21 protein-coding genes and 1 rRNA gene are annotated in these 24,172 nt (G+C 31.4%); 1 reads left to right on the forward strand and 21 read right to left on the reverse strand.

The annotated features are described in order from the left end of the window. Positions 1-308, reverse strand: a 16S ribosomal RNA gene (locus C7U55_RS06915); the annotation flags it as partial. Between the two features lie 321 nt (positions 309-629). Beyond that, positions 630-1,079, reverse strand: coding sequence for a D-aminoacyl-tRNA deacylase (gene dtd, locus C7U55_RS06925; protein WP_106987942.1), 450 nt, complete (start codon positions 1,077-1,079; stop codon positions 630-632). Positions 1,080-1,153: 74 nt separating this feature from the next. On the opposite strand from dtd, the gene C7U55_RS06930 reads away from it, so the two are divergent. Next, positions 1,154-2,422, forward strand: coding sequence for a replication-associated recombination protein A (locus tag C7U55_RS06930; RefSeq protein ID WP_106987943.1), 1,269 nt, complete (start codon positions 1,154-1,156; stop codon positions 2,420-2,422). On the opposite strand, the gene miaA is transcribed toward C7U55_RS06930, so the two are convergent. The 19 genes from miaA to bilR form a co-directional block, all read right to left on the reverse strand. Then, a complete protein-coding gene (gene miaA, locus C7U55_RS06935) occupies positions 2,419-3,342 on the reverse strand; it encodes a tRNA (adenosine(37)-N6)-dimethylallyltransferase MiaA (protein WP_106987944.1) in 924 nt (307 codons plus the stop codon). The two genes, C7U55_RS06930 and miaA, sit on opposite strands and share 4 nt — an antisense overlap. Then, positions 3,342-5,132 (reverse strand): DNA mismatch repair endonuclease MutL, encoded by a 1,791-nt coding sequence (mutL, locus tag C7U55_RS06940; RefSeq protein ID WP_106987945.1) that lies wholly within the window; start codon positions 5,130-5,132, stop codon positions 3,342-3,344. The genes miaA and mutL overlap by 1 nt, the downstream gene beginning before the upstream one ends. Before the next feature lie 9 nt (positions 5,133-5,141). After that, positions 5,142-7,646, reverse strand: coding sequence for a DNA mismatch repair protein MutS (mutS, locus tag C7U55_RS06945; RefSeq protein WP_106987946.1), 2,505 nt, complete (start codon positions 7,644-7,646; stop codon positions 5,142-5,144). Between the two features lie 107 nt (positions 7,647-7,753). Next, positions 7,754-8,233, reverse strand: coding sequence for an outer spore coat protein CotE (cotE, locus tag C7U55_RS06950; protein ID WP_048924483.1), 480 nt, complete (start codon positions 8,231-8,233; stop codon positions 7,754-7,756). A gap of 57 nt (positions 8,234-8,290) precedes the next feature. Continuing rightward, positions 8,291-9,793, reverse strand: a complete 1,503-nt coding sequence (locus tag C7U55_RS06955) for an IMP dehydrogenase (RefSeq protein ID WP_106987947.1) — start codon at positions 9,791-9,793, stop codon at positions 8,291-8,293. Between the two features lie 91 nt (positions 9,794-9,884). Then, positions 9,885-10,220, reverse strand: coding sequence for a YlbF family regulator (locus tag C7U55_RS06960; protein WP_106987948.1), 336 nt, complete (start codon positions 10,218-10,220; stop codon positions 9,885-9,887). Beyond that, positions 10,204-11,646, reverse strand: coding sequence for a tRNA (N6-isopentenyl adenosine(37)-C2)-methylthiotransferase MiaB (miaB, locus tag C7U55_RS06965; RefSeq protein ID WP_106987949.1), 1,443 nt, complete (start codon positions 11,644-11,646; stop codon positions 10,204-10,206). Before miaB ends, C7U55_RS06960 begins: the two co-directional genes overlap by 17 nt. 90 nt (positions 11,647-11,736) lie before the next feature. After that, entirely contained in the window at positions 11,737-11,982 is a 246-nt protein-coding gene (locus C7U55_RS06970) for a hypothetical protein (protein WP_022000709.1), read from the reverse strand. A gap of 74 nt (positions 11,983-12,056) precedes the next feature. Further along, positions 12,057-12,317 carry a stage V sporulation protein S gene (locus C7U55_RS06975; RefSeq protein ID WP_106987950.1) on the reverse strand — a complete coding sequence of 87 codons (261 nt, stop codon included), beginning with the start codon at positions 12,315-12,317 and terminating at the stop codon, positions 12,057-12,059. Positions 12,318-12,374: 57 nt separating this feature from the next. Next, on the reverse strand, positions 12,375-13,160 hold the full coding sequence (locus C7U55_RS06980) for a TIGR00282 family metallophosphoesterase (RefSeq protein ID WP_106987951.1): 786 nt from the start codon (positions 13,158-13,160) through the stop codon (positions 12,375-12,377). A gap of 69 nt (positions 13,161-13,229) precedes the next feature. Beyond that, positions 13,230-14,786, reverse strand: coding sequence for a ribonuclease Y (rny, locus tag C7U55_RS06985; RefSeq protein WP_048924477.1), 1,557 nt, complete (start codon positions 14,784-14,786; stop codon positions 13,230-13,232). A 375-nt stretch (positions 14,787-15,161) separates the two neighbouring features. Next, a complete protein-coding gene (recA, locus tag C7U55_RS06990; protein WP_106987952.1) occupies positions 15,162-16,181 on the reverse strand; it encodes a recombinase RecA in 1,020 nt (339 codons plus the stop codon). Between the two features lie 35 nt (positions 16,182-16,216). Next, complete coding sequence (locus C7U55_RS06995) at positions 16,217-16,687, reverse strand: CinA family protein (RefSeq protein ID WP_106987953.1); 471 nt, start codon at positions 16,685-16,687, stop codon at positions 16,217-16,219. After that, positions 16,687-17,280 carry a CDP-diacylglycerol--glycerol-3-phosphate 3-phosphatidyltransferase gene (pgsA, locus tag C7U55_RS07000; protein ID WP_106987954.1) on the reverse strand — a complete coding sequence of 198 codons (594 nt, stop codon included), beginning with the start codon at positions 17,278-17,280 and terminating at the stop codon, positions 16,687-16,689. Before pgsA ends, C7U55_RS06995 begins: the two co-directional genes overlap by 1 nt. Then, positions 17,280-18,278 carry a helix-turn-helix domain-containing protein gene (locus C7U55_RS07005; RefSeq protein WP_106987955.1) on the reverse strand — a complete coding sequence of 333 codons (999 nt, stop codon included), beginning with the start codon at positions 18,276-18,278 and terminating at the stop codon, positions 17,280-17,282. Before C7U55_RS07005 ends, pgsA begins: the two co-directional genes overlap by 1 nt. 159 nt (positions 18,279-18,437) lie before the next feature. After that, positions 18,438-19,793: a sodium-dependent transporter gene (locus C7U55_RS07010; protein ID WP_106987956.1), complete on the reverse strand. Its 1,356-nt coding sequence runs from the start codon at positions 19,791-19,793 to the stop codon at positions 18,438-18,440. 115 nt (positions 19,794-19,908) lie between these two features. Next, positions 19,909-21,054: a lactaldehyde reductase gene (gene fucO / locus C7U55_RS07015; protein WP_106987957.1), complete on the reverse strand. Its 1,146-nt coding sequence runs from the start codon at positions 21,052-21,054 to the stop codon at positions 19,909-19,911. 137 nt (positions 21,055-21,191) lie between these two features. Then, on the reverse strand, positions 21,192-21,947 hold the full coding sequence (locus C7U55_RS13965) for a sensor domain-containing diguanylate cyclase (protein WP_106987958.1): 756 nt from the start codon (positions 21,945-21,947) through the stop codon (positions 21,192-21,194). A 244-nt stretch (positions 21,948-22,191) separates the two neighbouring features. Next, on the reverse strand, positions 22,192-24,171 hold the full coding sequence (gene bilR / locus C7U55_RS07025; RefSeq protein ID WP_106987959.1) for a bilirubin reductase, long form: 1,980 nt from the start codon (positions 24,169-24,171) through the stop codon (positions 22,192-22,194). Position 24,172 lies beyond the last annotated feature (1 nt).

Here is a 24,172-nt window from a genome sequence, read left to right on the forward strand (position 1 = left end):
GTGTGGCCGGTCACCCTCTCAGGTCGGCTACGCATCGTCGCCTTGGTGGGCCGTTACCCCTCCAACTAGCTAATGCGCCATAAGTCCATCCTCTACCTATGCCGTAGCATATTTCATATCATCTCCATGCGGTTATGACACCTATGCGGTCTTAGCTATCGTTTCCAACAGTTATCCCCCTGTAAAGGCCAGGTTACTTATGTATTACTCACCCGTTCGCCACTCTTCACATATGTGAAGCGTTCGACTTGCATGTATTAGGCACGCCGCCAGCGTTCATCCTGAGCCAGGATCAAACTCTCCATTGTCCTTCTATCTCTTCAGACAACTTTGGTCTGTTTAGCTCTTTTTTCTTTTAAACTTAAATTGACGTTGTGTTTTATTCTTTCCTGTTCAGTTTTCAATGTCCTCTCACTCGTCTCTCTCGTCGAGTGCTCATTTATACTACCATCCATTTCTTCTTTTGTAAAGCTTTTTCTCTATCTTTTTTTATCTTTTTTCCTGTTCCCTTCCTTTTTCCCCTCTGTATCGATGTTTTTTATCCCTCTCTTTTTTTACCTTTTTTTCTTCTTTGTCTAATATACTGTGCTTTTACAACAAAAGAAGGCCTTTTCAGTGGCCTTCTTTTGCTATAAAATTTCTTTACTGTCTAAAATAATTGTTGTTGGACCATCATTGATTAATGAAACATTCATCATAGCACCAAAAATTCCCGTTTCTACATGAACTCCTTTTTTTTCAAGATATTCATTAAAATATTCATAAAGCGGTTTTGAAAGATCAGGTTTTGCTGCATCCAAGAAACTTGGTCTTCTTCCTTTTTTACAATTTGCATATAAAGTAAATTGTGAAATAGATAAAATTTCCCCTTTTACATCCATTAAAGATAAATTTAATTTTTCATTTTCATCTTCGAAAATCCTCAAATTAATTAATTTATCCGCCATCTTTTCTACAACTTCTTTATTATCATCATTGGTAATTCCTACTAATAACATGAAGCCTTCATCAATTTTCCCATTGACTTTTCCCTCAATTTCAACGCTTGCTTTGCTTACTCTTTGTATAACTAATCTCATTTCATTTCTACCTTTCTTTTTCTAAAAGTGTTATAATCATTATACTTCATTTAAAAAAAAGGGGGAAGAATTTTATGAGTGGAACTCTTGCATACAATATGCGTCCTCAATCTTTATCGGATATTTTAGGACAAGAACATATTATTGGTGAAAATGGACTTTTTACTAAATTTGTTGAAAAAAATCATCCAATGTCTGTCATTTTATATGGACCACCTGGTTGTGGTAAAACAACATTAGCTATGGCTCTTGCCCATGATTTAAATATGCCCTTTCGTACTTTTAATGCTTCAACCGGTAATAAAAAGGAAATGGATTTAATTATTGAAGAGGCAAAATTATCAAATGGTCTTTTTGTCATTATAGATGAAATTCATCGTATGAATAAAATGAAACAGGATAATCTTCTTCCCTATGTAGAAAGTGGATTACTTATTATTGTTGGTTGTACAACAGCTAATCCTTATCATTCTATTAATCCTGCCATTCGCTCAAGATGTCAAATCGTTGAAGTAAAGCCACTTCAAAAAGAGCATATTATCCAAGGATTACATAAAGCTTTAAAAAGCGAAAAAGGCTATCATAATCAATATACATGCGATGAAGAAGTCTTTAAACATATTGCTCGTTTATCCTCAGGGGATATTCGTTTTGCCTATAATTGTCTCGAAGTTTGTTCAATCATTGCTCATGAAAATCATATTACGATTGAAGACGCTAAAAATGCTTTAACACAAGCTAACGCACAATTTGATAAAGATGAAGATCAATATTACGATACTTTAAGTGGATTACAAAAATCCATTCGTGGAAGCGATCCTAATGGAGCTATGTACTATTTTGCAAAGCTTATTGAATATAATGATATTGAATCTTTAGAAAGACGTGTTCTTGTTTGCGCCTATGAAGACGTAGGACTCGCAAATCCCAACGCTTGTATGCGCACTGTCGCTGCTTTCCAAGCAGCTCGCACAGTCGGTTTTCCTGAAGCAAGAATTCCTATTGCCAGTGCCATCATTGATTTATGTCTATCCCCTAAATCTAAATCATCAGAAGCAGCTATTGACGCAGCCTTAGCTTCGCTTAATCATCAATCACTATCTGCACCAGAATATTTAAGATTAACACCTGTTGGATTAGATGATGATGAAAAATATAACTATGATCGTCCTGAATTATGGGAATATATTCAATATCTTCCCGATCCGATTGCTCAAAGTCAATTTTATGTTCCATGGATGACAAGCAACTATGAAAAAGCACTTGCCGAAAATTATCGTCGAATTCTAAAACATGGCCGCACAAATCAAATGAAAAAATTAAATCATACTAAAAAATCCTAATTTTTATTAGGATTTTTTAAATCACGAGAAACTTCCTCTATCGTCTTTGAAAAATTTTCAAGACAGACATCATACCAATGAACATCAAATTGATTTTTAAACCAAGTATATTGTCTTTTAGCATATTGTCTTGAATGTTTCTTGATGTTTTCGCTTACTTCATTTAAGTCACATTTTCCTTCAAAATAATCAAACCATTCTTTATAACCAATTGCTTTCATACTTTGGTTTTCTCTTGTAAGACCTTGTTTAATTAATGATTCCATTTCTCCTTGTAAACCATTTTTCATCATTAAATCGACTCTTAAATTAATACGCTCATAGAGTAATTCTCTTGGTAAAGTCAATCCAACAAAATAAGCATCATATAAACAAATATGTTCTTGTTCATTAATCATTTCACTTTTCTTTTGACCTGTTTGTTCATAGATTTCAATAGCTCTTAAAACACGTCTTCGATTATTGAAATGAAGAATTTTTGCACTTTCTTCATCAATTTGTTTTAAATGAGCATAAAGTTGTTCATTTGTATAATCTTTATATTTTTTATTGATTTCATCATGATTATTTTCCATTTCACTAAAAGTATAATCATATAATGCCGCCTTTATGTAAAGACCTGTTCCACCTACAATAATGGGTACATGTCCTCTATTTGTAATTTCTGTAATTTGTTTTCTTACTGTTTGTTGAAAATCATGCACACTATATTGATCTTTAGGATCTAATATATCAATACAATGGTGTGTAACACCTTCCATTTCTTCAATAGTTACTTTAGCCGTTCCAATATCCATTTGACGATAAACTTGCATTGAATCACCACTAATGACTTCACCATTTAGTTTTTTTGCAAGAGCTACCCCCATTTTTGTTTTTCCTACACTTGTAGGTCCAATAACAACGATTACTTTTTCCATTAGACGACCCTCTTAAATAATTTTTCTAAATCATATGCTGAATAATGAATAATTGTTGGTCTTCCATGAGGACAGACATAAGGATTATCACAACGCATGAGATTATCAACTATTGTTTGCATTGATTCAATTGATAAATGACTATTTCCTTTAAGCGATGCTTTACAACTTAAAGTAGCAATAGCATGTTCTTGCAAAGAAAGTAAATCAATTTTATTGTCTTTTAATACTTGTTGAATCATATCTTCAATAAAAAGATGTTCATTAATTTGATTCATCCACATTGGAAGTTGTTTAATAATAAAGCCATTACCAAAAGGATCTAAATAAATCCCTACTTCTTTTAATAACTCTTTTCTTTCTTCAATAATCATACATTCACTTAAAGGATATTCTACCGTGATCGGTACTAATAAATCTCTCATTGTCATATCTGGATGACTATATTTTTCTAAGAAATATTCATAATTGATTCTTTCTTGAGCTGCATGTTGATCAATTAAATACATGCCCTCTCCATCTTCACCAACAATATATGTTCCATGAATTTGTGCTTTAACAAAGATTTTCTTTTTCATTTCTTTTAGCGGTGTTTCTTTAATTTCTTCAACAATTTTTTGTTCTGAAATTTCTTGATTTATAGGTGATGCTTGATATTCTTCTTTTTCTTCATAAATATAAGAAGGCATTGTTCTTTCAATTGGTTGAACTTGTAATGGTGGTACTTCTTGTCTAAAATCGATTTCTAAATCTAATTGATCTAATTGTGGCTTAAAGACTGGTTTTTCTTCTTTTGCTTGATAAGTTAAATTGACTCCTTCTAGAGTTTTCGAAACACCATCAAAAATAAGTTGTTTCAATTCACTTTCTTTAGAAAATTTAACTTCTAATTTACTTGGATGTACATTCACATCAACAAGATAAGGATCAATTTCTATATTGATAATAGCAATTGGATAACGATTATCTGCCAAATATTTGCGATAAGCTTGATTAATAGCATCAATAGCAATTTGATTTTTAACAATACGATGATTGACTAAAGTGACAATATGATTTTTACTTGCTCGATTGATTTCAATCTTACCAATATATCCTTCAACTTCAAATTCATCATTTTCTACTTTTAAATTCAACATATTTTTAACAACTGATAAACCATAAATTTGATGAATAACTTCTAATAATTGACCATTACCATTTGTTTTATAAGTCACTTTTCCATTATGCATTAAAGTAAAGGCAATATTAGGATGCGATAAAGAAAGTCTTTCTACATAATTTTGAATATGAGCAAATTCAGCGTTGACTGATTTTACATATTTTAAACGTGCTGGAACATTTTGAAAAAGTTTTGTAACAGTAATTTTTGTTCCTCTTTTTAAATCACTTTGTTTTTGTTCAATGAATTTTCCAAATTCATAAACCACTGTTGAACCACTTTGACCATCACTGGTTTTTAATTCAAAGTGAGAAATTGAAGCAATTGAAGGAATTGCTTCACCTCTAAAACCAAGTGTTTGAATACAAAAGAGGTCTTGATCATTGGTAATCTTACTTGTGGCATGTCTTGAAAAACAAAGTTTTGCATCTTCTTGATCCATTCCTAAACCATCATCAACAATTTCAATAAGATTCATTCCTCCTTCTTCAATAATAATATCTATTTTAGAAGAAGAAGCATCGATACTATTTTCTACAAGTTCTTTGACAACATTGGCCGGTCTTTCAATAACTTCACCTGCCGCTATTTTATTTGCTAAGATTTCATCGAGTTGTTTTATCTTCATTTTATACCTCTATTTTAATAACTTTTTTAATTCAATAAGTGTTGATAAAGCATCTAATGGTGATAAGGCCATTGGATCAATTGTTTTTAAATATTTTTCAACTTCACTTTCTTTTTCAATAATTGTTACTTTTTCTTCTACTAAACGATCTTCTACATTATTTTCTTCTAATGTTTCTAAAACACGATTGGCACGTTGAATAACTTCATCAGGTAATTTTGCTAGTTTAGCAACATTGACCCCATAGGATTTATTTGATTTTCCTTTTTTAATTAAATATTCAAAAACAAGATGATCATTATCTACACGGGCACTAGCATGTACATTTTGAATACCTAATCCTTTATCTTCTAAGAATGTAAGTTCATGGTAGTGGGTAGAAAATAAGGTCATGCAATGAATATTTTTGGCGATATATTCAATCATTGCCTGAGCAATAGCCATTCCATCAAAAGTCGCTGTGCCTCGACCAATTTCATCAAATAATATCAGTGAATTTTCATTTGCATAGCGTAAAGCATTGTTTGCTTCTAACATTTCTACCATAAATGTTGATTGTCCACTAATTAAATCATCACTTGCCCCAATACGCGTAAAGATTTGATCAAAGATGGTAAGATTAGCATATTTTGCAGGGACAAAAGAACCAATTTGAGCCATGATGATCATAAGGGCTACTTCTCGCATATAAGTTGATTTACCACCCATATTTGGTCCAGTAATTAAAACAACTGGATTCTTTTCATCAATAGAAACATCATTAGGAACATATTGACCATGTCCCATGACTTTTTCAATCACACCATGTCTTCCTTCTGTAATTTCTAAAGTTTTATTATTATTGAAAATAGGTCTTACATAGCTATTTTCACTTGCCAACATTGCAAGTGATTGATAAACATCGACTTGAGCAATGATTTTTGCAATATCTTGAATGAGATGTACTTCTTTTTTGATTTCATTTCTAATTTGAGTAAATAAAACATATTCTAATTTTTCTATTTTATCTTGTGCCGATAAAATCTTACTTTCCATATCTTTTAATTCAGGTGTAATAAATCTTTCAGCATTCGATAAACTTTGTTTTCTTGTATATTCAAATTCATCTTTAACTTGATCTAAGCTACCCTTAGTAACTTCAATATAATAACCAAAAACACGATTATACCCTACTTTTAAGTTTTTAATTCCTGTTTTTTCTCTTTCTTTTTGTTCAAAATCGATCAACCATTGTTTTCCATGATTTCTTAAATAACGAAGTTCATCAAGATCTTCACTAAAGTGATCTTTAATAATATTTCCTTCTTTAATTGTAAGAGGTGGATTATCAATGATAGCATCATCAATCAGCTTCGTAATATGAGATAAATCAATAAGTTGATCGGCAAGTTGATTTGTAAGATCTTCATTAAATGAATAGAGTTGTTGTTTTAATTCAGGAATCACTTTTAAAGAAGAAGCAATCCATTTTAAATCGCGCGCATTAATATTTCCAAAAGCAATGCGACTTGAAAGTCTTTCTAAGTCATATACTTCTTTTAAGATTTCTTTAATGGATTCTCTTTGAATAAATTGTTGCGTAAAGATTTCAACAATATCTAATCTTTTTTCAATTGCTTGTCGATTTAAAAGAGGACGATCGATATAGTTTTTTAAAAGACGTGCCCCCATAGCTGATTTCGTCATATCTAAAAGCCAAAAGAGTGAACCATATTTTTCATGATCTCTTGCATTTTCAGTAAGTTCTAATGATTTTTTTGTATAGAGATCCATTGTCATATAATCTTTATTATTAATTTCTTCAATGATTTGAAGATGTTCTAAATCTCTTTTTTGTGTTTCAATTAAATAATTTAAAAGTAAAGTGGCAACTTTTATTTGTTTTAAATCTTTAATATTTTTAAAGATATCTTGGTATTTTTCATTAAAAGTCTCATTATCATAACGTGATACCATAATGCCTTCATGGAAAGAATATGTACAATTACTTTCAACAACGATTTCTTTTATTTCCATTGTTGCAAGCTGATTATTTAAAATATTATCTTGTTTATCAATATTAACAACTTGGAATTCACCTGTTGTAATATCACAAAAAGCTAATGTATAAACAAAATCAAAAGTCATCATACAGGCAATATAATTATTTCTATTTTGTGTTAATGATTCATCAAAAATAGTACCTGGTGTAACAATTTGAACGACACCACGTTCAACGATTCCTTTTTTACCAGGATCTGTTAGTTGTTCGACGATTGCCACTTTATGACCATTGTCTACAAGCCTTTGAATATATCCACTTGCACTATGAAAAGGGACACCACACATTGGAACTCTTTCTTTTGCTCCTGCATTTTTCCCTGTCAAAGCAAGTTCTAACTCTTTTGAAACCATGATGGCATCATCAAAAAACATTTCATAAAAATCACCTAAACGGAACATCACAATAGAATCTTTATTTTGTTCTTTGATTCCTAGATATTGCATCATCATTGGACTATATTTTTCTTTCATCCTACCACTCTCCTTATTGATACTTTGATATTATAACATGATGGTGGTCGGGAAGAAACTAATTTAATTGTTCATTTCCGACAAAAAGTCGGAAATGAATGCTTGTCTTATGTGATAAAATCTTGGTTTATTTTCATATCGATTTCTGGCGTTTCTTCATTTTTACTTTCTACGAGAATCGTTGTATCTCCTATGATTTTTAAAGACATTTGTTTTTCTATTTCAAGATGCACGGTTTTATTTTCAAGCTTTGCATGGATACATCTTGGTAAATAGAGACTTTCTACAACAACTTCATCCTTTTGGCTCGTTTCATGATTTTTAATACTTAAATCAATTTCATCACAATAAGTCACCTTTTGTTTCAATAAGAAACTGTCATTTAAATGACTATACCAAATATGCAAATCAAAACTACCCTCAATCACCGGTTGTTGTTTAATAACACCTCGATATTGATGATTGCAAATCCAGCACCCTAAAATCTTATCAATATCATTAACAAGATAATCATGCTTTGAAATCGTCTTTTTTGTTCCTTTTGCAAGCGTTGCCTTTGTCATTATTTCATACACTTTTCCAGACATTTTGTCACCCCATATAAGAATATGTCAGAAAATAAAAAAAAGACTTCGTTTGAAGTCTTATTTTTGTTCTTTTGAATCTTTTAATACAACGTCATGTGCTCCACCTTCAACAATTGAAGTTGCAGAAACAAGTGTGATTTTTGCTTTTTGTTGTAATTCAGGAATCGTTAAAGCACCACAGTTACACATTGTATGTTTGATTTTTGATAAAGATAATCCCACGTTATCTTTTAAGCTACCAGCATAAGGTACGTAAGAGTCAACCCCTTCTTCAAAGGAAAGTTTTGAATCTCCACCCATATCATAACGTTGCCAGTTACGAGCACGAGCAGAACCTTCACCCCAGTATTCTTTCATATATTGTCCATTAATTTGAACTTTATTTGTAGGAGATTCATCGAATCTTGAGAAATATCTACCAAGCATAATAAAGTCAGAACCCATCGCTAAGGCTAATGTCATATGGTAATCATGAACGATACCACCATCTGAACAAATTGGTACATAAATACCAGTTTCTTTAAAGTATTCATCTCTTGCTTTTGCTACTTCGATTGTTGCAGTAGCTTGTCCACGACCAATACCTTTTTGTTCACGAGTGATACAAATCGATCCTCCACCGATACCAATTTTAACAAAGTCAGCACCACATTCTGCTAAGAATCTAAATCCTTCAGCATCAACTACATTACCAGCACCTACTTTTACAGTATCACCGTAATTTTCTCTAATCCAGTCAATTGTTAGTTTTTGCCATTCTGAGAATCCTTCTGATGAATCAATACATAATACATCAGCTCCTGCTTCTACTAAGGCAGGTACACGTGTTGCATAGTCACGAGTATTGATTCCAGCACCGACGATATAACGTTTATTTTCATCTAATAATTCATTTGGATTTTTCTTTCTATTTTCATAGTCTTTTCTAAAGACAAAGTAATGTAATCTTTGTTCAGCATCCACAACTGGAAGTGAATTTAATTTGTTATCCCAAATCATGTCGTTACATTCTTTAAGAGATGTTCCTAAATCAGCACAAATTAATTTTTCAAATGGTGTCATGAATACAGAAACTTTTGTATCCATTGATAAACGAGAAATACGATAATCTCTACCAGTAACAACACCTAATAATTTACCATTTGCTGTTCCATCTTCTGTTACAGCCATTGTAGCATGTCCTGTTTTTTCTTTTAATTCTAAAACATCTTTTAAAGTTGAATCTGGTGATAGGTTTGAATCACTTGGAACAAATCCAGCTTTATAATTTTTAACACGTCTTACCATAGCTGCTTGGCTTTCAATTGATTGAGAGCCATAAATAAATGAAACTCCACCTTCTTTAGCTAAAGCAATTGCCATATTATCATCAGATACAGCTTGCATAATTGCGGATACTAATGGGATATTTAATGATAATGCAGGTTCTTCACCTTTTTTAAATTTAACTAGTGGTGTTTTTAAACTTACGTTTTCAGCACGACACTCAGCAGATGAGTATCCTGGAACTAATAAATATTCATTAAAAGTATGCGATGGTTCTTCAAAATAAAATGCCATTTTTTTATCTCCTTAATCTTTCTATATTTTTGAAAAATTATAATCCCCAAATTTAAATAAGTCAATAATTAAAAAGAAAAAGTAGGTTTCCCTACTTTAAGGCATTATTAATTTGTTGATTGATTGTTTGAAGTATTTCATTTACCTCATTTTGTAAATATAAGTAATTAACAACTAAAGGATGATTTTCATAATATTCTTTTTTTTCTTGATACTCTTGTATTGTCTTTGTGACATCATCATCCTGTCTTGCTTTTTGATTGACAATCTTTTTTTGTAATACTTTTAATTCTTTTTCTAATCGTTTTAGTTTTTCATCATTTAAAACAAGTTTTTCATACTTTTGATATTCTTGAACAACTTCCAAACCTAAAATCTCTTGATTCAATTTTTGCGCAAGTTCTTCAATTCTAGTCAACTTGTTCACCTTTTAAAGCCCAAGTTTTTACTTCTGTTACTTTTACAGGCACAATTTTACCAATATCTTCTTTGCGTCCTTTGAAGTTAATCAATTTTTGATGCGCCGTATATCCTGTCATCATAGTTTCATCACGTTTAGATGGACCATCCACTAAAACATCAACAATTTGATTTAAGAAACGTTGATTTTGTTTTAAAGCTTTTTCTTTAACAACTTCATTTAATCTTTCTAAACGATCTTGTTTTTGTTCAAATGGAACGTTATCTTGCATTTTAGCCGCTGGTGTTCCTTCACGAGGTGAATAGATAAATGTATAAGCTAAATCATATTCACATTCTTCATATAAAGAAAGGGTATCTTGGAATTGTTCTTCTGTTTCATTTGGGAAACCAACGATAATATCTGTTGTAATTGAACAATCCGGCATCACTTCTTTAATCATATGGAAAAGTTCTAAATATTGTTCTCTTGTATATCTTCTACCCATTAATTTTAAGATTTCTGTATTTCCTGATTGTACTGGTAAATGGATATAAGGCATGATGTTATCATATTGGTTAATGATTTCAATCATTTCTCTAGAAAAATCCCATGGATGACTTGTTGTAAAGCGAATACGTGCAATTCCCGTTTTAGCAACTTCTTCTAAAAGAGTCGCAAAATCATAGTCTTCTTCTAAATCTTTTCCATAACTATTGACATTTTGTCCAAGTAATGTGATTTCTTGATAACCATCTTCTTTTAAGCCTTTAACTTCATCAATAATATCGCTCATTAAACGAGAACGCTCTTTTCCTCTTGTATAAGGAACAATACAATATGTACAGAATTTATTACATCCATACATAATATTAACCCATGCTTTATGTCCATTAGCACGTGTTACAGGTGTATTTTCAATAACATCCCCTTCTTTAGACCATACTTCTACAACCATTTCTTTATTGAACATCGCTTCTTTTAATAAAGTTGGTAAACGATGAATATTATGTGTACCAAAGATCAAATCTATATGTGGATGTTTTTCTAATATTCTTTTAATAACAACTTCTTCTTGAGCCATGCAACCACATAACCCAAAAATAAGATTCGGATTTTTCTTCTTTAAGTTTTTAACATATCCGACTTTACCAAATACCTTTTCTTCAGCATTTTCACGAATCGCACAGGTATTTAATAAAATGACATCGGCATCTTCAATTTCTTTTGCAGGTGTATATCCCATCATTTCAAAAATACCCGCTAAAGTTTCACCATCACGTTCATTAGCTTGACATCCATAAGTATGGATATAATATGTTTTTCCTTTACCTACATTTACCATATCACTTGGTATTTCAAAAGCATCTTTTAAATGATCAACTTGTTTTCTACTTCTTTTTTGAGCCTCTTTTAAATTTGGCCCTTTAAAATATTCACTATAATCTTTCATTTTTTCACCACATTTCTTTCCTATTATATACATAAAGTTAACTTTTGGCTAGAAAAAAATAAGGACTTATCAGCCCTTATCATTTTTATCTTATCCAAAGAACCCATCTGGTTGAATTGAGAAGTATAATACTTTTCCTTCAGGAGTTCCTTTGAAAACTCCTTTGCAATGACCTGCAGCTTCTTCAGGTGACAATTCAGTTTCACATTCAAATTCAGCTTTGATTCCTACTTTTTTAACATATTTACATGATACTTTATCATCTGAATATCCATCAAAGAAATCAATAATTTTTTGAACTTGTCCTGTTTGCATTAATAATTTACATTTTGCCATTTTAATAAAACCTCCATTTACATGTCAGTATTATACAATGATTATCTAAAAAAAGAAACCCTTTTCACGAAAAATTAACGTAATTCAATAACAAGACGAATGGCTGTAATTATTTTATCATCTACTGTCAAATCATGAAACGAAGGAATACAAATAAGTTCTTTTCCTGTAGGAATAATATACCCTCTGGCAATAGCAATCGACTTAATAGCTTGATTAAGAGCTGCAGCTCCTATTACTTGAATCATAAGTTTATCCTTTTCTCGCATTAATGATGCAATAGCTCCTGCCACGTGATTAGGAACTGATGTTGAAGATACTTTTATTATTTCCATATTTTTGCCTCCTAATTCACTATATGAATTCTTTATAAAAAAATAACAAAAAAGCATCTAAGATGCTTTGTAAGGATGATCCTCATTGATCAAAATTCTTTCAATTGAAATTGGTTGATGTTGTTCATTAAACTCCATAACCACACCAGCAAGTTGCCCTGAATTTTCTGATATTAAAAACTTAGAACTTAACCCTCGCATACGGGCAATCACACTATCTAAGTCACAGCCAAGTGAACTTAAATAAGGTCCTGTCATACCTGCATCAGAAATAAAAGCTACTTTTCCATCAATAATTCTTTCATCGGCTGTTTGAACATGGGTATGTGTTCCTAAAACTGCTTGTACTTTATCTCTACAATAATAAGCAAGTCCAATCTTTTCACTTGTTGCTTCAGCATGAATATCAATAATGTGAATATCTTGTTCAAGATTTAAATAATCATCAATTTGATCAAAAGGATTTGAGTAACGATTATCCATAAAAACACATCCAAGAGCATTAGTAACACGAATCTTTGTCCCTTTAACATTAAACACCCTTGAAGAAACTCCTGGTAAAACCCTTGGTTGGTTATAGGGAACCACTAAACGATCCGCTTCATCAATAAAATCAAAAAGCTCTTTTTTATCAAAAGTATGATTTCCCATTGTCATACAATCAACACCTTCAAAAGTAAAAAAATCATAATGCTTTCTATTTAAACCTTTACCATGAGTGGCATTTTCAACATTAGCGATAACAAAATCAATTTGGTAGTCTTTACGAATACGATAAAGATAATCCTCAATCATTTGTCGTCCTACATTTCCAACGACATCTCCAATAAATAAAACCTTCATTTTCATTCCTCATTTCTAAATCAAAAACATTCTAACATAACAAAATAAAAAAAGGGAATGATTTTCCCTTTATTTAGCAATTTCACTTGCTCGAATTTCTCTTATAACAGTTACTTTAATATGTCCTGGATAAGTTAATTCATTTTCAATTTTTGTCTTAATATCACGTGCAATCTTATGACTTGCAACATCATCAACTTGATCAGGTTTTACGACGATACGAATTTCGCGTCCTGCTTGAATAGCGAAGACACGCTCAACACCATCAAAGCTTTTAGCCATTTCTTCAAGTTTTTCAAGTCTTTGGATATAGTTTTCAATTGTTTCACTACGACTTCCTGGTCTAGCAGCGGATAAGGTATCTGCCGCAGCAACTAAGATTGAAATAACACTTGTTGCCGGAACATCACCATGGTGAGACTCAATAGCATTAACAACTGTAGCATTTTCTCCATGTTTTTTTGCAAATTTTGCACCTAATTCAACATGGCTACCTTCCATTTCATGATCCATAGCTTTACCAATATCATGTAATAAACCAGCACGTTTTGCCATTTGTTGATTTAAACCAAGTTCAGCTGCCATAATACCAGCTAAATGTGCTACTTCTAAGGAATGTTGAAGTGCATTTTGTCCATAACTTGTACGATATTTTAATTTACCTATTTGTTTGATAATTTCTTTGTCAATACGAGAAATACCTAATTCAAATACCGCATTTTCTCCCGTTTTACGAATCACTTCATCTAATTCTTTTCTTGTTTTTTCAACAACTTCTTCAATTCTTCCAGGTTGAATACGTCCATCTCTAATTAATGTTTCCAAAGATAAACGAGCAATTTCTCTTCTTACTGGATCAAAACAAGAAATTGTAATAGCTTCAGGTGTATCATCAATAATTAAATCAACACCTGTTGCTTGCTCAATTGCTTTAATATTACGCCCTTCACGACCAATGATACGTCCTTTCATTTCTTCACTAGGAAGAGCAACAACTGTTACTGTTCTTTCAGTAACTTCTTCTTGAGCATATCTATTGATTGCATTAGCGATAATATCTCTCGATAAATCAGCCGCTTTACTTTTAGCTTCTTCTTCTTGTTCTTTAATATAAGCAGACATTTCTAGTGAAATTTGTTGTTCAACTTGTTTGAACAATTCTTCTTTTGCTTCTCTTGCTGACATAGCGGCAACTTTTTCTAATTCTACAACTTTTGAATCAATTTTATTTTTAAGTTCAGCCTCTAATTTATCTATTCCAGCCTCTTTTTCATTTAATTGTTTGACTCTTTGTGCTAAAACTTCTTCTTTTCCTTGAACGGTAATATCTTTACGTTCAATTTCTTTTTCACGATCAGAAAGTTTATTTTCAAGTTCAATAATTTCATGTCTTTGTTCTTTAATTTCTTTTTCCGCTTCTAACTTTAATTCGTAAGCTTGTGTTTTGGCATCTAAAATTGCTTCTTTTACTAAGTTATCAGCCTTTGTATTGGCATCATCAATAATTTTTTCTGCACTTACATTTGCTTTTGAAATATTAAGTTTGGCATATATAAAATAAATAAGAACACCTACAGCGATAGCTAGAACATAGGATAAAATAGAGACAATATTCATACTTGGCATAAATTCATCCTCCATTTTTTCTATGTATATTCTTATATGACGTGTTTACGCACAAGTATATTATATGTCAAATTCACATTTTTGACAATATTAAGTTGTCATGCAAAAAAAGTGATTTAAATTGAAAAGACCTAACATTTTACATAATGTCGATCCCTCTTTTCTTTCATTCATACTCCATATAAAAATCATATTATTGATATTTAAAAATGAAAACATTTTTTCATTGACTCTCGCTCTTATCAAAAAAGGACAATCTATAGGATTATCCGTTTTCAACTATAATATGAGATCACCGAAAACGTGCATAATATTATAATTAAAACTAAATACAATGTTTTCCTTGAAATTTTACATAGTAAAAAGGAAGAAGATTTACACTTCTTCCTCACTTGGCATTAATGATACTTTAATTGCTTCTGTAATTTCATTCATAATATCAGGATGTTCAATTAGATAACGTTTTGCATTTTCACGACCTTGTCCAATCTTTTCACCCTTATAGGCATACCATGCTCCTGATTTATCCACAATATCTTTTTCAACCGCTAAATCAAGTACTTCACCATCTCTAGAAATACCTTTTCCATAAATAATATCAACAGAAGTTGATTTAAATGGTGGTGCAACTTTATTTTTAACAACTTTAATATTTACTTTATTTCCGACAATTTCTGTACCATTTTTGATAGCTTCACTTCTTCTAATTTCAACACGAACAGAAGAATAGAATTTTAAAGCACGTCCACCTGTCGTTGTTTCAGGATTTCCAAACATCACACCAATTTTTTCACGTAATTGGTTAATGAAAATAATTGTGCAATCTGTTTTATTCATGACCCCTGATAATTTACGTAAGGCCTTCGACATTAAACGTGCTTGTAGACCCATTTGTTGGTCTCCCATTTCACCATCTAATTCCACTTGAGGAACAAGTGCAGCAACTGAATCGACAACAACTAAATCAATCGCTCCTGAACGAACAAGTGTTTCTGCGATTTCTAATCCTTGTTCTCCACTATCTGGTTGTGAAAGAATAAGTTCATCAATATTGACTCCTAAGTTTTTAGCATATACAGGATCAATTGCATGTTCTGCATCAATAAAAGCAGCAGTTCCCCCTTGTTTTTGAACTTCTGCAATTGCATGTAATGTTAGAGTTGTTTTCCCACTTGATTCTGGTCCGTAAATTTCAATAATTCTTCCTTTTGGATATCCTCCTATTCCTAAGGCCATATCCAACGTTAATGAACCCGTTGGAATAACCGCTACATCAACAGCTGCACGATCTCCAAGTTTCATTACTGAACCTTTTCCAAATTGTTTTTCAATTTGTTTGATTGCATCATTTAAAGCTTGTTCTTTTTTTGTATCAACATCTTTTTTTACTGCCATAATTTTACCTCCTAACCCTATATACGCTTTTTTTCTTAATTTTTCTTCAAATTTTCATTAATTTTTTCAATTATTTTCTTTTTTGCAAATTCAACAGCCTTTGAAGCAATTTCTTGTCTACTTCCTGTTAAATTCAATTTATAAACAACAACATCTTGATAAGCAATCCCAATATAAACTTCACCTACTGGCTTACCTTCCATTGCATTTGGACCAGCATTTCCTGTAAAAGAAACACAAAGATCAGTATCTAAAATACTCTTTCCATTGACGCACATCAAAGTTGCAATTTCTTTAGAAACGACCCCGTATTTTTCAATCAAAGCATGATCAATCGATAAAAGTCTTTCCTTTGTTTCACTTTGATAAGTAATCAAAGAACCCTTATAAACCTTAGAAATGCCAGGAATACTTCCTAGCATTGTCGCAAAATTTCCTACTGTAAAACTTTCTACAGAAGAAATTGTTATTCCCTTTTCTATCAATAATTCAGCAAGTTCATTCATTACATTGACTCCGTTAACATATCTTTACTATCCATAAAATAATCAATTCCACTTACCACTGAAATAATACAAGCAATCCATACCATTATTTGTCCAACTGGTAAATGAATGATTGAAAAAGGAAAATCATTAAGTAATAAGAAAATCACACTAATCATTTGTGTTACTGTTTTTAATTTTCCTAAATATTTTGCCGCAATAACAACTTGCTTATTAGCTGCCACTAAACGAATCGCATCTACAATCGTATCCCTAGAAATCATAATAATAGGAATAATAATTGAAATTGTTCCATCACTTGCTAATAATAAGAAAATTGTATTGATTAATAATTTATCTGCAATAGGATCCGCAAATTTTCCAAAGGTTGTAATTAACTTTGATTTTCTAGCAATTTGTCCATCAAAATAATCTGTCAAAGAAGCTACCGCGAAAATGATAAATATAATAATATTTACAAGTGAAATATTTGCATTCAATATATGATAAACAGGCATATTGATTCCAAATGTTGTATAAGGAAACATATAAATAAGAATTAGAATTGGAACTAGGATAATTCTTGTAACCGTTAATTTATTAGGTAAGTTCATTATTTATCCAACGTTAACTTAAATGTTCTAACCTTACCATTAGATCTTGTTCCATTATGATCGCTTTCTTCTAATGGGATTTTTTGGTCATTAATATAATAACGATGTCCTAAGTTCCAACTATATGAAAATTCTAAATATTGAAAATCATTGACATTAAATTCTAATTCAACACTTTCACAAGCTGAATCATCTTTTAATGCATCCGAGGCAGAAATGTTTGCTAGATTACTACTATAAACACCTCGTTTAAAAGTATCAGTTTGATAGCTATTTGTATCGCCATTGACATGTAGATCAACTGTTGTCGCAAAAGTAAAGTCTACTTTTAATTTAAAAGTATCTCCTTCATATCCTTCTGGTAATTTAAAACTGTAATCTCCATCTGCATTTTTAGTAAATGTGATTTCAGATGTTGTTTGCTTTTTCGTTGTTTTTTTCTTCGTTGTTGATTTTTTTGTGTCTTTTGTTGTATTCTTTTTTATATTATCACTTGTTTCTGTTTGTGAAGGATTACTATTTTCGAACTTTGCATCCTTTGAGTTTGTGAAAATAAATGAATAACCTAGAACACAAATAATTGCAATCACAATAACGATCACAATTGCATACTTCACATATCTTAAAATATAGTGATCTTCATAAACACCTTTTTTTACGGGTTGTTTTTTAGGTGGTTGTATATTTTTTACTTTATCTATAAAAGTAACAGATCCTATATCTTCCTTTTTATCATCTATAGTTTTTAAATCAGCCTTTTTAATTTCCCTTGTAATTGCATAATAATCATCTGCAATTGTCTCATCTATTTCTAAGTATCTTGCGATTTTTTTAAGATACATTTTTACATAAAGCTCGTCTCCGACGAAGCGTTCAAAAGCACCATCTTCAATATCACGAATAATATTAACAGAAAGTAATGTAGCTTCTGCAACTTCCTCGATTGTAACGCCTTTGGCAATGCGGGCTGCTTTTATTTTTTCACTTATTTTGTCCATAAAGACATCCTCCTTTACACATAGGCATAATTAAACAAATAAATTATAGCACAAATGTTTTATTTAACAAATACAAAAACTCATTTTATTTCACTTATATTATATACTCTTTAAATAACATTTATATGAACAAAAAAAGAAAAAGCTTCCAAAGAAGCTCTAGAGAGTAATGATTCCAAACGTTGATAAAATATAGCTTAATAAAATAACGATCAAAGTTGGAACACAAATGTATTTCATAACAAAATTATAGATTTTTTCTCTTTTAAAAACCGATGAAATTTTAACTTCATCTGATACCGTTGATATCTTTGTAACAAAAATAATTAATAAAACTGTAGATAATGCAGCAACTGGCATCATACAAGAATTTGTCACAAAATCAAAGAAATCTAATAATGTCATGCCTAATGGTTGAATCCATCCTAAAACACCATAACCAAGTGAAATAGGAATACCAAGTAATAACATTTCACCAATCATGACAAAAGACGCTTTTTTTCTTGAAATATGTAATTGTTCCATTAATGTTGCAACTGAACATTCCATTAATGAAATAGCTGATGTTAAAGCAGCAAATAAAACAAGTAAGAAAAATACAAGACCAATAAAACCACCTAATTGAAGTGAATCAAATACTTTAGGCATAGTAATAAACATTAAAGAGGCCCCTGCATTTAAACTTTCTTTTCCTGAAAAAGCAAAAACAGCTGGAATAATCATCAACCCTGCAAGAAAAGCAATCAAAGTATCCATGATTTCTACTTGTGAAATAGCTTTTTCCATATCCACTTCTTTTTTCATATAAGAACCATAAGTAAATAAAATTCCCATTCCAATAGATAAAGAATAAAACATTTGTCCTACTGCCGCAATAACTGTCATGATACTAAAATTTGAAAAATCAGGAATAATATAATATTTCAATCCTTCAATTGCTCCTGGTGTCATCAAACCATAAACAGAAATAAAGATAGCCATAGCAACTAAAATTGGCATTAATACTTTACTTACTTTTTCAATTCCTTTTTCAACACCTTTAATAACTACAATAAAAGTAAGAACAGCAAAAACAATAAGCCAAAAAGCTGGTGACAACGAACTTGATATAAAACTAGAAAAATAAGTATCTTGTGTAAGTAAATGAGATGATCCTCTTAAATATTCAAATAAATATTTACATACCCAACCACCAACAACGCAATAATAAGGTACGATCAGCACTGGAATAATTGAATTAAGCCATCCCCCTATTTTTAATTTTTTAGCACCAAGCATTTTATAAGCTTTGATTGGATTATTTCCTGTCTTTCTTCCTAAAGCTGTTTCACTCACAAGCAAAGCAAAGCCAACAGTCAAAGCTAAAATGATATAGGTCAATAAGAAAGTACCTCCACCGTATTTTGCAGCTAAGTACGGAAAACGCCAAATGTTTCCTAACCCAACAGCAGAACCGGCAACTGCCATAACATATCCTAATCGCCCTGAAAAACTAGATTTTTTATTTGTTTCCATCGAATTTCCCCTTTTTAACATGCAAAAAGAATTATATTAAAACAAATAAAAAAGTCAACTCTAATGTGAAATAAATAACAAAAAAACAGCCCAAAAGGACTGTTTTTAATGATTATTATAATAATGATTTATATAATTCTTTGATTTCTTCTACATTTGTATCTCTTGGGTTACCTGGACAGCAAGCATCAGCTAAGGCAGATTCACTTAAGAATTGTAAATCTTCTTCTTTAACGATTTCTTTTAAGTTAGCTGGGATACCAACATCTTTTGATAATTGTTTAACAGCATCTACAGCAGCTTTACGATATTCTTCTTGTGACATACCTGTTGTATCAACACCCATTGCTTCAGCGATATCTTTATATTTTTCACCAGTATATGGAGCATTGTATTCCATAACTGTTGGTAAGATAATAGCATTTGCAACACCATGAGGTGTATCATATAAAGCTCCAAGTGGATGAGCCATTGAGTGAACTAATCCTAAACCTACGTTAGAGAATCCCATACCTGCAACATATTGACCTAAAGCCATACCTTCTCTACCTTCAGGAGTATTTTCTACAGCTCCTCTTAAGGATTTAGAAATAATTTCAATTGCTTTAATATGGAACATATCTGACATTTCCCAAGCACCTTTAGTAATATATCCTTCGATAGCATGAGTTAATGCATCCATACCTGTTGCAGCAGTTAATCCTTTAGGCATTGATGACATCATATCAGGATCAACGAAAGCTACAACTGGAATATCATGTACATCTACACATACCATTTTACGATCTTTTTCAACATCAGTAATAACATAGTTGATTGTTACTTCAGCTGCTGTACCAGCAGTTGTTGGAACAGCGAAAATTGGTGTACAAGGATTTTTAGTTGGTGCAACACCTTCTAAGCTTCTTACATCTGCAAATTCAGGGTTTTTATCAATAATACCTACTGCTTTTGCTGTATCCATTGATGAACCACCACCAATAGCGATCATATAATCAGCACCAGCATCATGTAATGCTTTGACACCTTGTTGAACGTTTTCAATTGTTGGATTAGGTTTGATATTTGAGTAAAGTTCATAAGCTAATCCTGCTTTATCTAATAAATCTGTAACTTTTGCAGTCACTCCAAATTTTACTAAGTCTGGATCTGAACATACTAAAGCTTTTTTGAATCCTCTTGCTTTTGCTTCTTCAGGAATAGATTCAATTGCTCCTTTTCCATGATAGCTTGTTTCATTTAATACAAATCTGTTTGCCATAATTAAATCTCCTCTTTTCTAACTACATACATTTTAGTATCATGTGAAAATAAAAACAAGTTACATTTAAGCCTATGTGTAACATTTCACATACTTTTTTTAAAAAAAGAGTAATTTCATTTTTTAGAAATTTACTCTCATTTATGATTTCTTTGTTGATGAATTATTTTTTTATGTGCATACATATTTTTGTCAGCAATATAAAAAGCTTCTTTAAATGGTAACGTATCATCCATCGCTGTATAATAGCCAAAGGCTGCATCAAGTTTTAAAATATTATCTGTCTTCGAATGAAAACTTTCTTGCAATTGTTCAATTAGCTTTTCAGCTTGTTGATGATCATGATGTGGACATAAAATTAAAAACTCATCTCCACCTACACGAATTGCAATACTTTCTTTAGAAATTGTTTCTTGAATGCTATTAGCAATTCTTTGTAATAATAAATCTCCATATTCATGTCCTAAATGATCATTAACTTCTTTTAAATAGTTACAATCGATCATAATCAAGCTTGTTGGAAAATCATCTTTTCGTACATAGTTTTTACTTCTTACTTCCATATAATTACGATTATATAATCCCGTTAGTTTATCTGTAAATGATAACTCTTCTAATTCTTTTTCAAGTCGTATTTGTTTTGTTACATCCGTAACGATTCCAATGATTCCAATAATCTTATCTTGATGAAAAACAGGATTTTTTCTTATTTCATAATATAATGATCCTGTTTCAAAAGGAAATTCACTAATATAATCACTGCCTTTTCCTGTTTCAATAATTTTTAAATCATCTTCATAATAAAGTTGTCCTAATTCCTTATTTTTTTGAATTTCTTTATCTGTTTTTCCAATAATACTATTTTCTTTTCCACCATTGACAAGAGCACAAATTTCTGAGGCAAAACGATATTTACATTCTGTATCTTAAAAAAAGATATTGGCAGGCGCACTTTTCATAAAAAGTAAAACTTCTTCTAGATTAAATCCTATTTGCTCATTCATATTTTTTCCCTCCCATGATGATTCTTTATTATTTACTATATAATATAAAATAAGATTTATTTTGTAAATATTGTACCCCCCCCCCTCGATTTTTGTCAAATTATCTTATAAAGAAAAAAGGGAACAAAGTCCCTTAATCAATTGCATTTGCTGCTTGATATGCACTTCTAACGGCGCTAGCAATATCAGCTGTTCTTTCACCAGAACAATCACCAATATAAGCAAATGGTATATGAATATTTTCTTCTACAAAAATATTTTTCTTTGAACCTAAAGCATTAACAATTGTATCTGCTTTAATTTCTTTATCTTCTGTATAAACAATATTATTTTCAATATGATCCACTTTCGTATTAACATATTGTTTAACACCATGACTTTCAAAGTCTTTCATCATTAATGGTAAAACAGTTGTTGATTCACCTGCAGCAATTTTATCCATCATTTCCACAATTGTCACTTGATGACCTTTGTTAGCAAGATATTCTGCAGTTTCAGCACCTACAAGACCACCACCGATAACAACACAAGCACCTTGTACTTCTTGTCCATTTAAAACATCCCAACTTGAAACAATGTTGCTTTCTTTATGAGGAATAGGCATTTCCATGTTATGTGCTCCAATAGCTAGAAGTGCATAATCATAATCATTAATATCTTTTACTTCTTCATTTAAATGAATATCGACATTTAATGTAGGTAAGATTTTTTCATAATATTCAACACTTCTTAAAATTTCACTTTTGCGTGGTGGCACAGCAGCGATATTGATTTGTCCACCTAATTTATTTTCTTTTTCAAATAAAGTAACATGATGTCCTTTAATAGCTGCAACTCTTGCCGCTTCTAAACCAGCAATTCCTCCACCAATTACAACAACATTTTTAGGAGCGGCTGTCTTTTTAATCGACATTGTAGCTTCATTACCATTTTCTGCATTTAAAACACAAGAAATATATTTTCTATTTTGAATTGCATCCACGCAGCCTTTATTACAGTTTAAACATTCACGAATACATTCTCCCCTTTGTACCTTTAAAGCAATATCAGGATCTGTAAGTAAAGAACGTCCATAACCAATAATATCTGCATCGCCATCATTTAAGATTTTTTCTCCAGCCTCAACACTTACAACTCTTCCGACTGTCGCTACCGGAATTGAAACAGCGTCTTTTACTTTTCTTGCAACAGGTAATGTCCAATTATAAGGAACATCTCCCATAGGTGGAATGGTATCTCCCATATTTCCTGTATGATTCGCTTGAGCTACTTGAATCATGTCGACACCTACTTCTTCAAGTCTTTTAGCAAAAGCAATTCCTTCTTCTTCCTTTAAACCACCTTTACCTCTAAAAGTACCATCTTCATTTTTAGTAACAATTGGTAATTTATATTCTATCGTAAGTTCAGGGGCTGCTTCTTTAATGGCTTGAACAACTTCTAAAGCATAACGAATACGATTTTCAAAACATCCACCATATTCATCTTCGCGATGATTTAAAATTTCTGAACAAAGTGATCCTAAAAGACGATCTCCATGCACTTCAATGGCATCAATTCCAGCAAGCATCGCTTTATGAGCACAACTTGCAATACTTTCTTTGATTTGATTAAGTTGTTCATGATTTGCTTCACTTACAAAGTGTTGCATATCATGATGAAGTTTAGCATACGCATCTTTTGTAAGCTTTTGCGCAATTTCTGTTTGTTTTAAAGCTTCATCTTCGTTTCCTTGTTCTTTTGCCTGCGCCGCTTTTTGACGAGCCATTCCCGCTTCCATAATCATTTTTCCAACACCAGGAACATCATATTCTGGATGGAAGATTTGTAAAGCGACTTTACAATCATATTGATGTAAGGTATCCGCTAATTGTTTAAAAGCTGGAATTTGTTCATCATTATAAAGTTTTGGTGTTGGCGAAGCTGTACGAACAGGAGCAACATCTCCAATAACAACATAAGATACGCCACCTTTAGCCAGTCTTTCATAAAAACTTAAACTTCTTTGTCCAATAGAGCCATCTCTTTCTTCATATCCTGTCGTAAGAGGTGGAAACATAATTCTGTTTTTTAATGTCATTTTTCCAACTTGAATCGGTTCTAATAGTTTCATA

It is taken from the genome of Faecalibacillus faecis (genome assembly GCF_003024675.1).
GTDB classification, from domain to species: Bacteria; Bacillota_I; Bacilli_A; order Erysipelotrichales; family Coprobacillaceae; genus Faecalibacillus; species Faecalibacillus faecis.

What these genes read in the sequence shown, in the direction of transcription:
- recA (WP_106987952.1), bottom strand. Translation starts at nt 16,181, where the DNA reads ATGGCAGTAAAAAAAGATGTTGATACAAAAAAAGAACAAGCTTTAAAT.
- rny (WP_048924477.1), bottom strand. Translation starts at nt 14,786, where the DNA reads ATGCCAAGTATGAATATTGTCTCTATTTTATCCTATGTTCTAGCTATC.
- C7U55_RS07005 (WP_106987955.1), bottom strand. Translation starts at nt 18,278, where the DNA reads ATGGACAAAATAAGTGAAAAAATAAAAGCAGCCCGCATTGCCAAAGGC.
- fucO (WP_106987957.1), bottom strand. Translation starts at nt 21,054, where the DNA reads ATGGCAAACAGATTTGTATTAAATGAAACAAGCTATCATGGAAAAGGA.
- C7U55_RS07010 (WP_106987956.1), bottom strand. Translation starts at nt 19,793, where the DNA reads ATGGAAACAAATAAAAAATCTAGTTTTTCAGGGCGATTAGGATATGTT.
- C7U55_RS06955 (WP_106987947.1), bottom strand. Translation starts at nt 9,793, where the DNA reads ATGGCATTTTATTTTGAAGAACCATCGCATACTTTTAATGAATATTTA.
- C7U55_RS06980 (WP_106987951.1), bottom strand. Translation starts at nt 13,160, where the DNA reads ATGAAGGTTTTATTTATTGGAGATGTCGTTGGAAATGTAGGACGACAA.
- bilR (WP_106987959.1), bottom strand. Translation starts at nt 24,171, where the DNA reads ATGAAACTATTAGAACCGATTCAAGTTGGAAAAATGACATTAAAAAAC.
- C7U55_RS06930 (WP_106987943.1), top strand. Translation starts at nt 1,154, where the DNA reads ATGAGTGGAACTCTTGCATACAATATGCGTCCTCAATCTTTATCGGAT.
- mutS (WP_106987946.1), bottom strand. Translation starts at nt 7,646, where the DNA reads ATGAAAGAAAAATATAGTCCAATGATGATGCAATATCTAGGAATCAAA.
- cotE (WP_048924483.1), bottom strand. Translation starts at nt 8,233, where the DNA reads ATGTCTGGAAAAGTGTATGAAATAATGACAAAGGCAACGCTTGCAAAA.
- C7U55_RS06995 (WP_106987953.1), bottom strand. Translation starts at nt 16,687, where the DNA reads ATGAATGAACTTGCTGAATTATTGATAGAAAAGGGAATAACAATTTCT.
- C7U55_RS06970 (WP_022000709.1), bottom strand. Translation starts at nt 11,982, where the DNA reads ATGGCAAAATGTAAATTATTAATGCAAACAGGACAAGTTCAAAAAATT.
- mutL (WP_106987945.1), bottom strand. Translation starts at nt 5,132, where the DNA reads ATGAAGATAAAACAACTCGATGAAATCTTAGCAAATAAAATAGCGGCA.
- pgsA (WP_106987954.1), bottom strand. Translation starts at nt 17,280, where the DNA reads ATGAACTTACCTAATAAATTAACGGTTACAAGAATTATCCTAGTTCCA.
- C7U55_RS06975 (WP_106987950.1), bottom strand. Translation starts at nt 12,317, where the DNA reads ATGGAAATAATAAAAGTATCTTCAACATCAGTTCCTAATCACGTGGCA.
- miaA (WP_106987944.1), bottom strand. Translation starts at nt 3,342, where the DNA reads ATGGAAAAAGTAATCGTTGTTATTGGACCTACAAGTGTAGGAAAAACA.
- miaB (WP_106987949.1), bottom strand. Translation starts at nt 11,646, where the DNA reads ATGAAAGATTATAGTGAATATTTTAAAGGGCCAAATTTAAAAGAGGCT.
- dtd (WP_106987942.1), bottom strand. Translation starts at nt 1,079, where the DNA reads ATGAGATTAGTTATACAAAGAGTAAGCAAAGCAAGCGTTGAAATTGAG.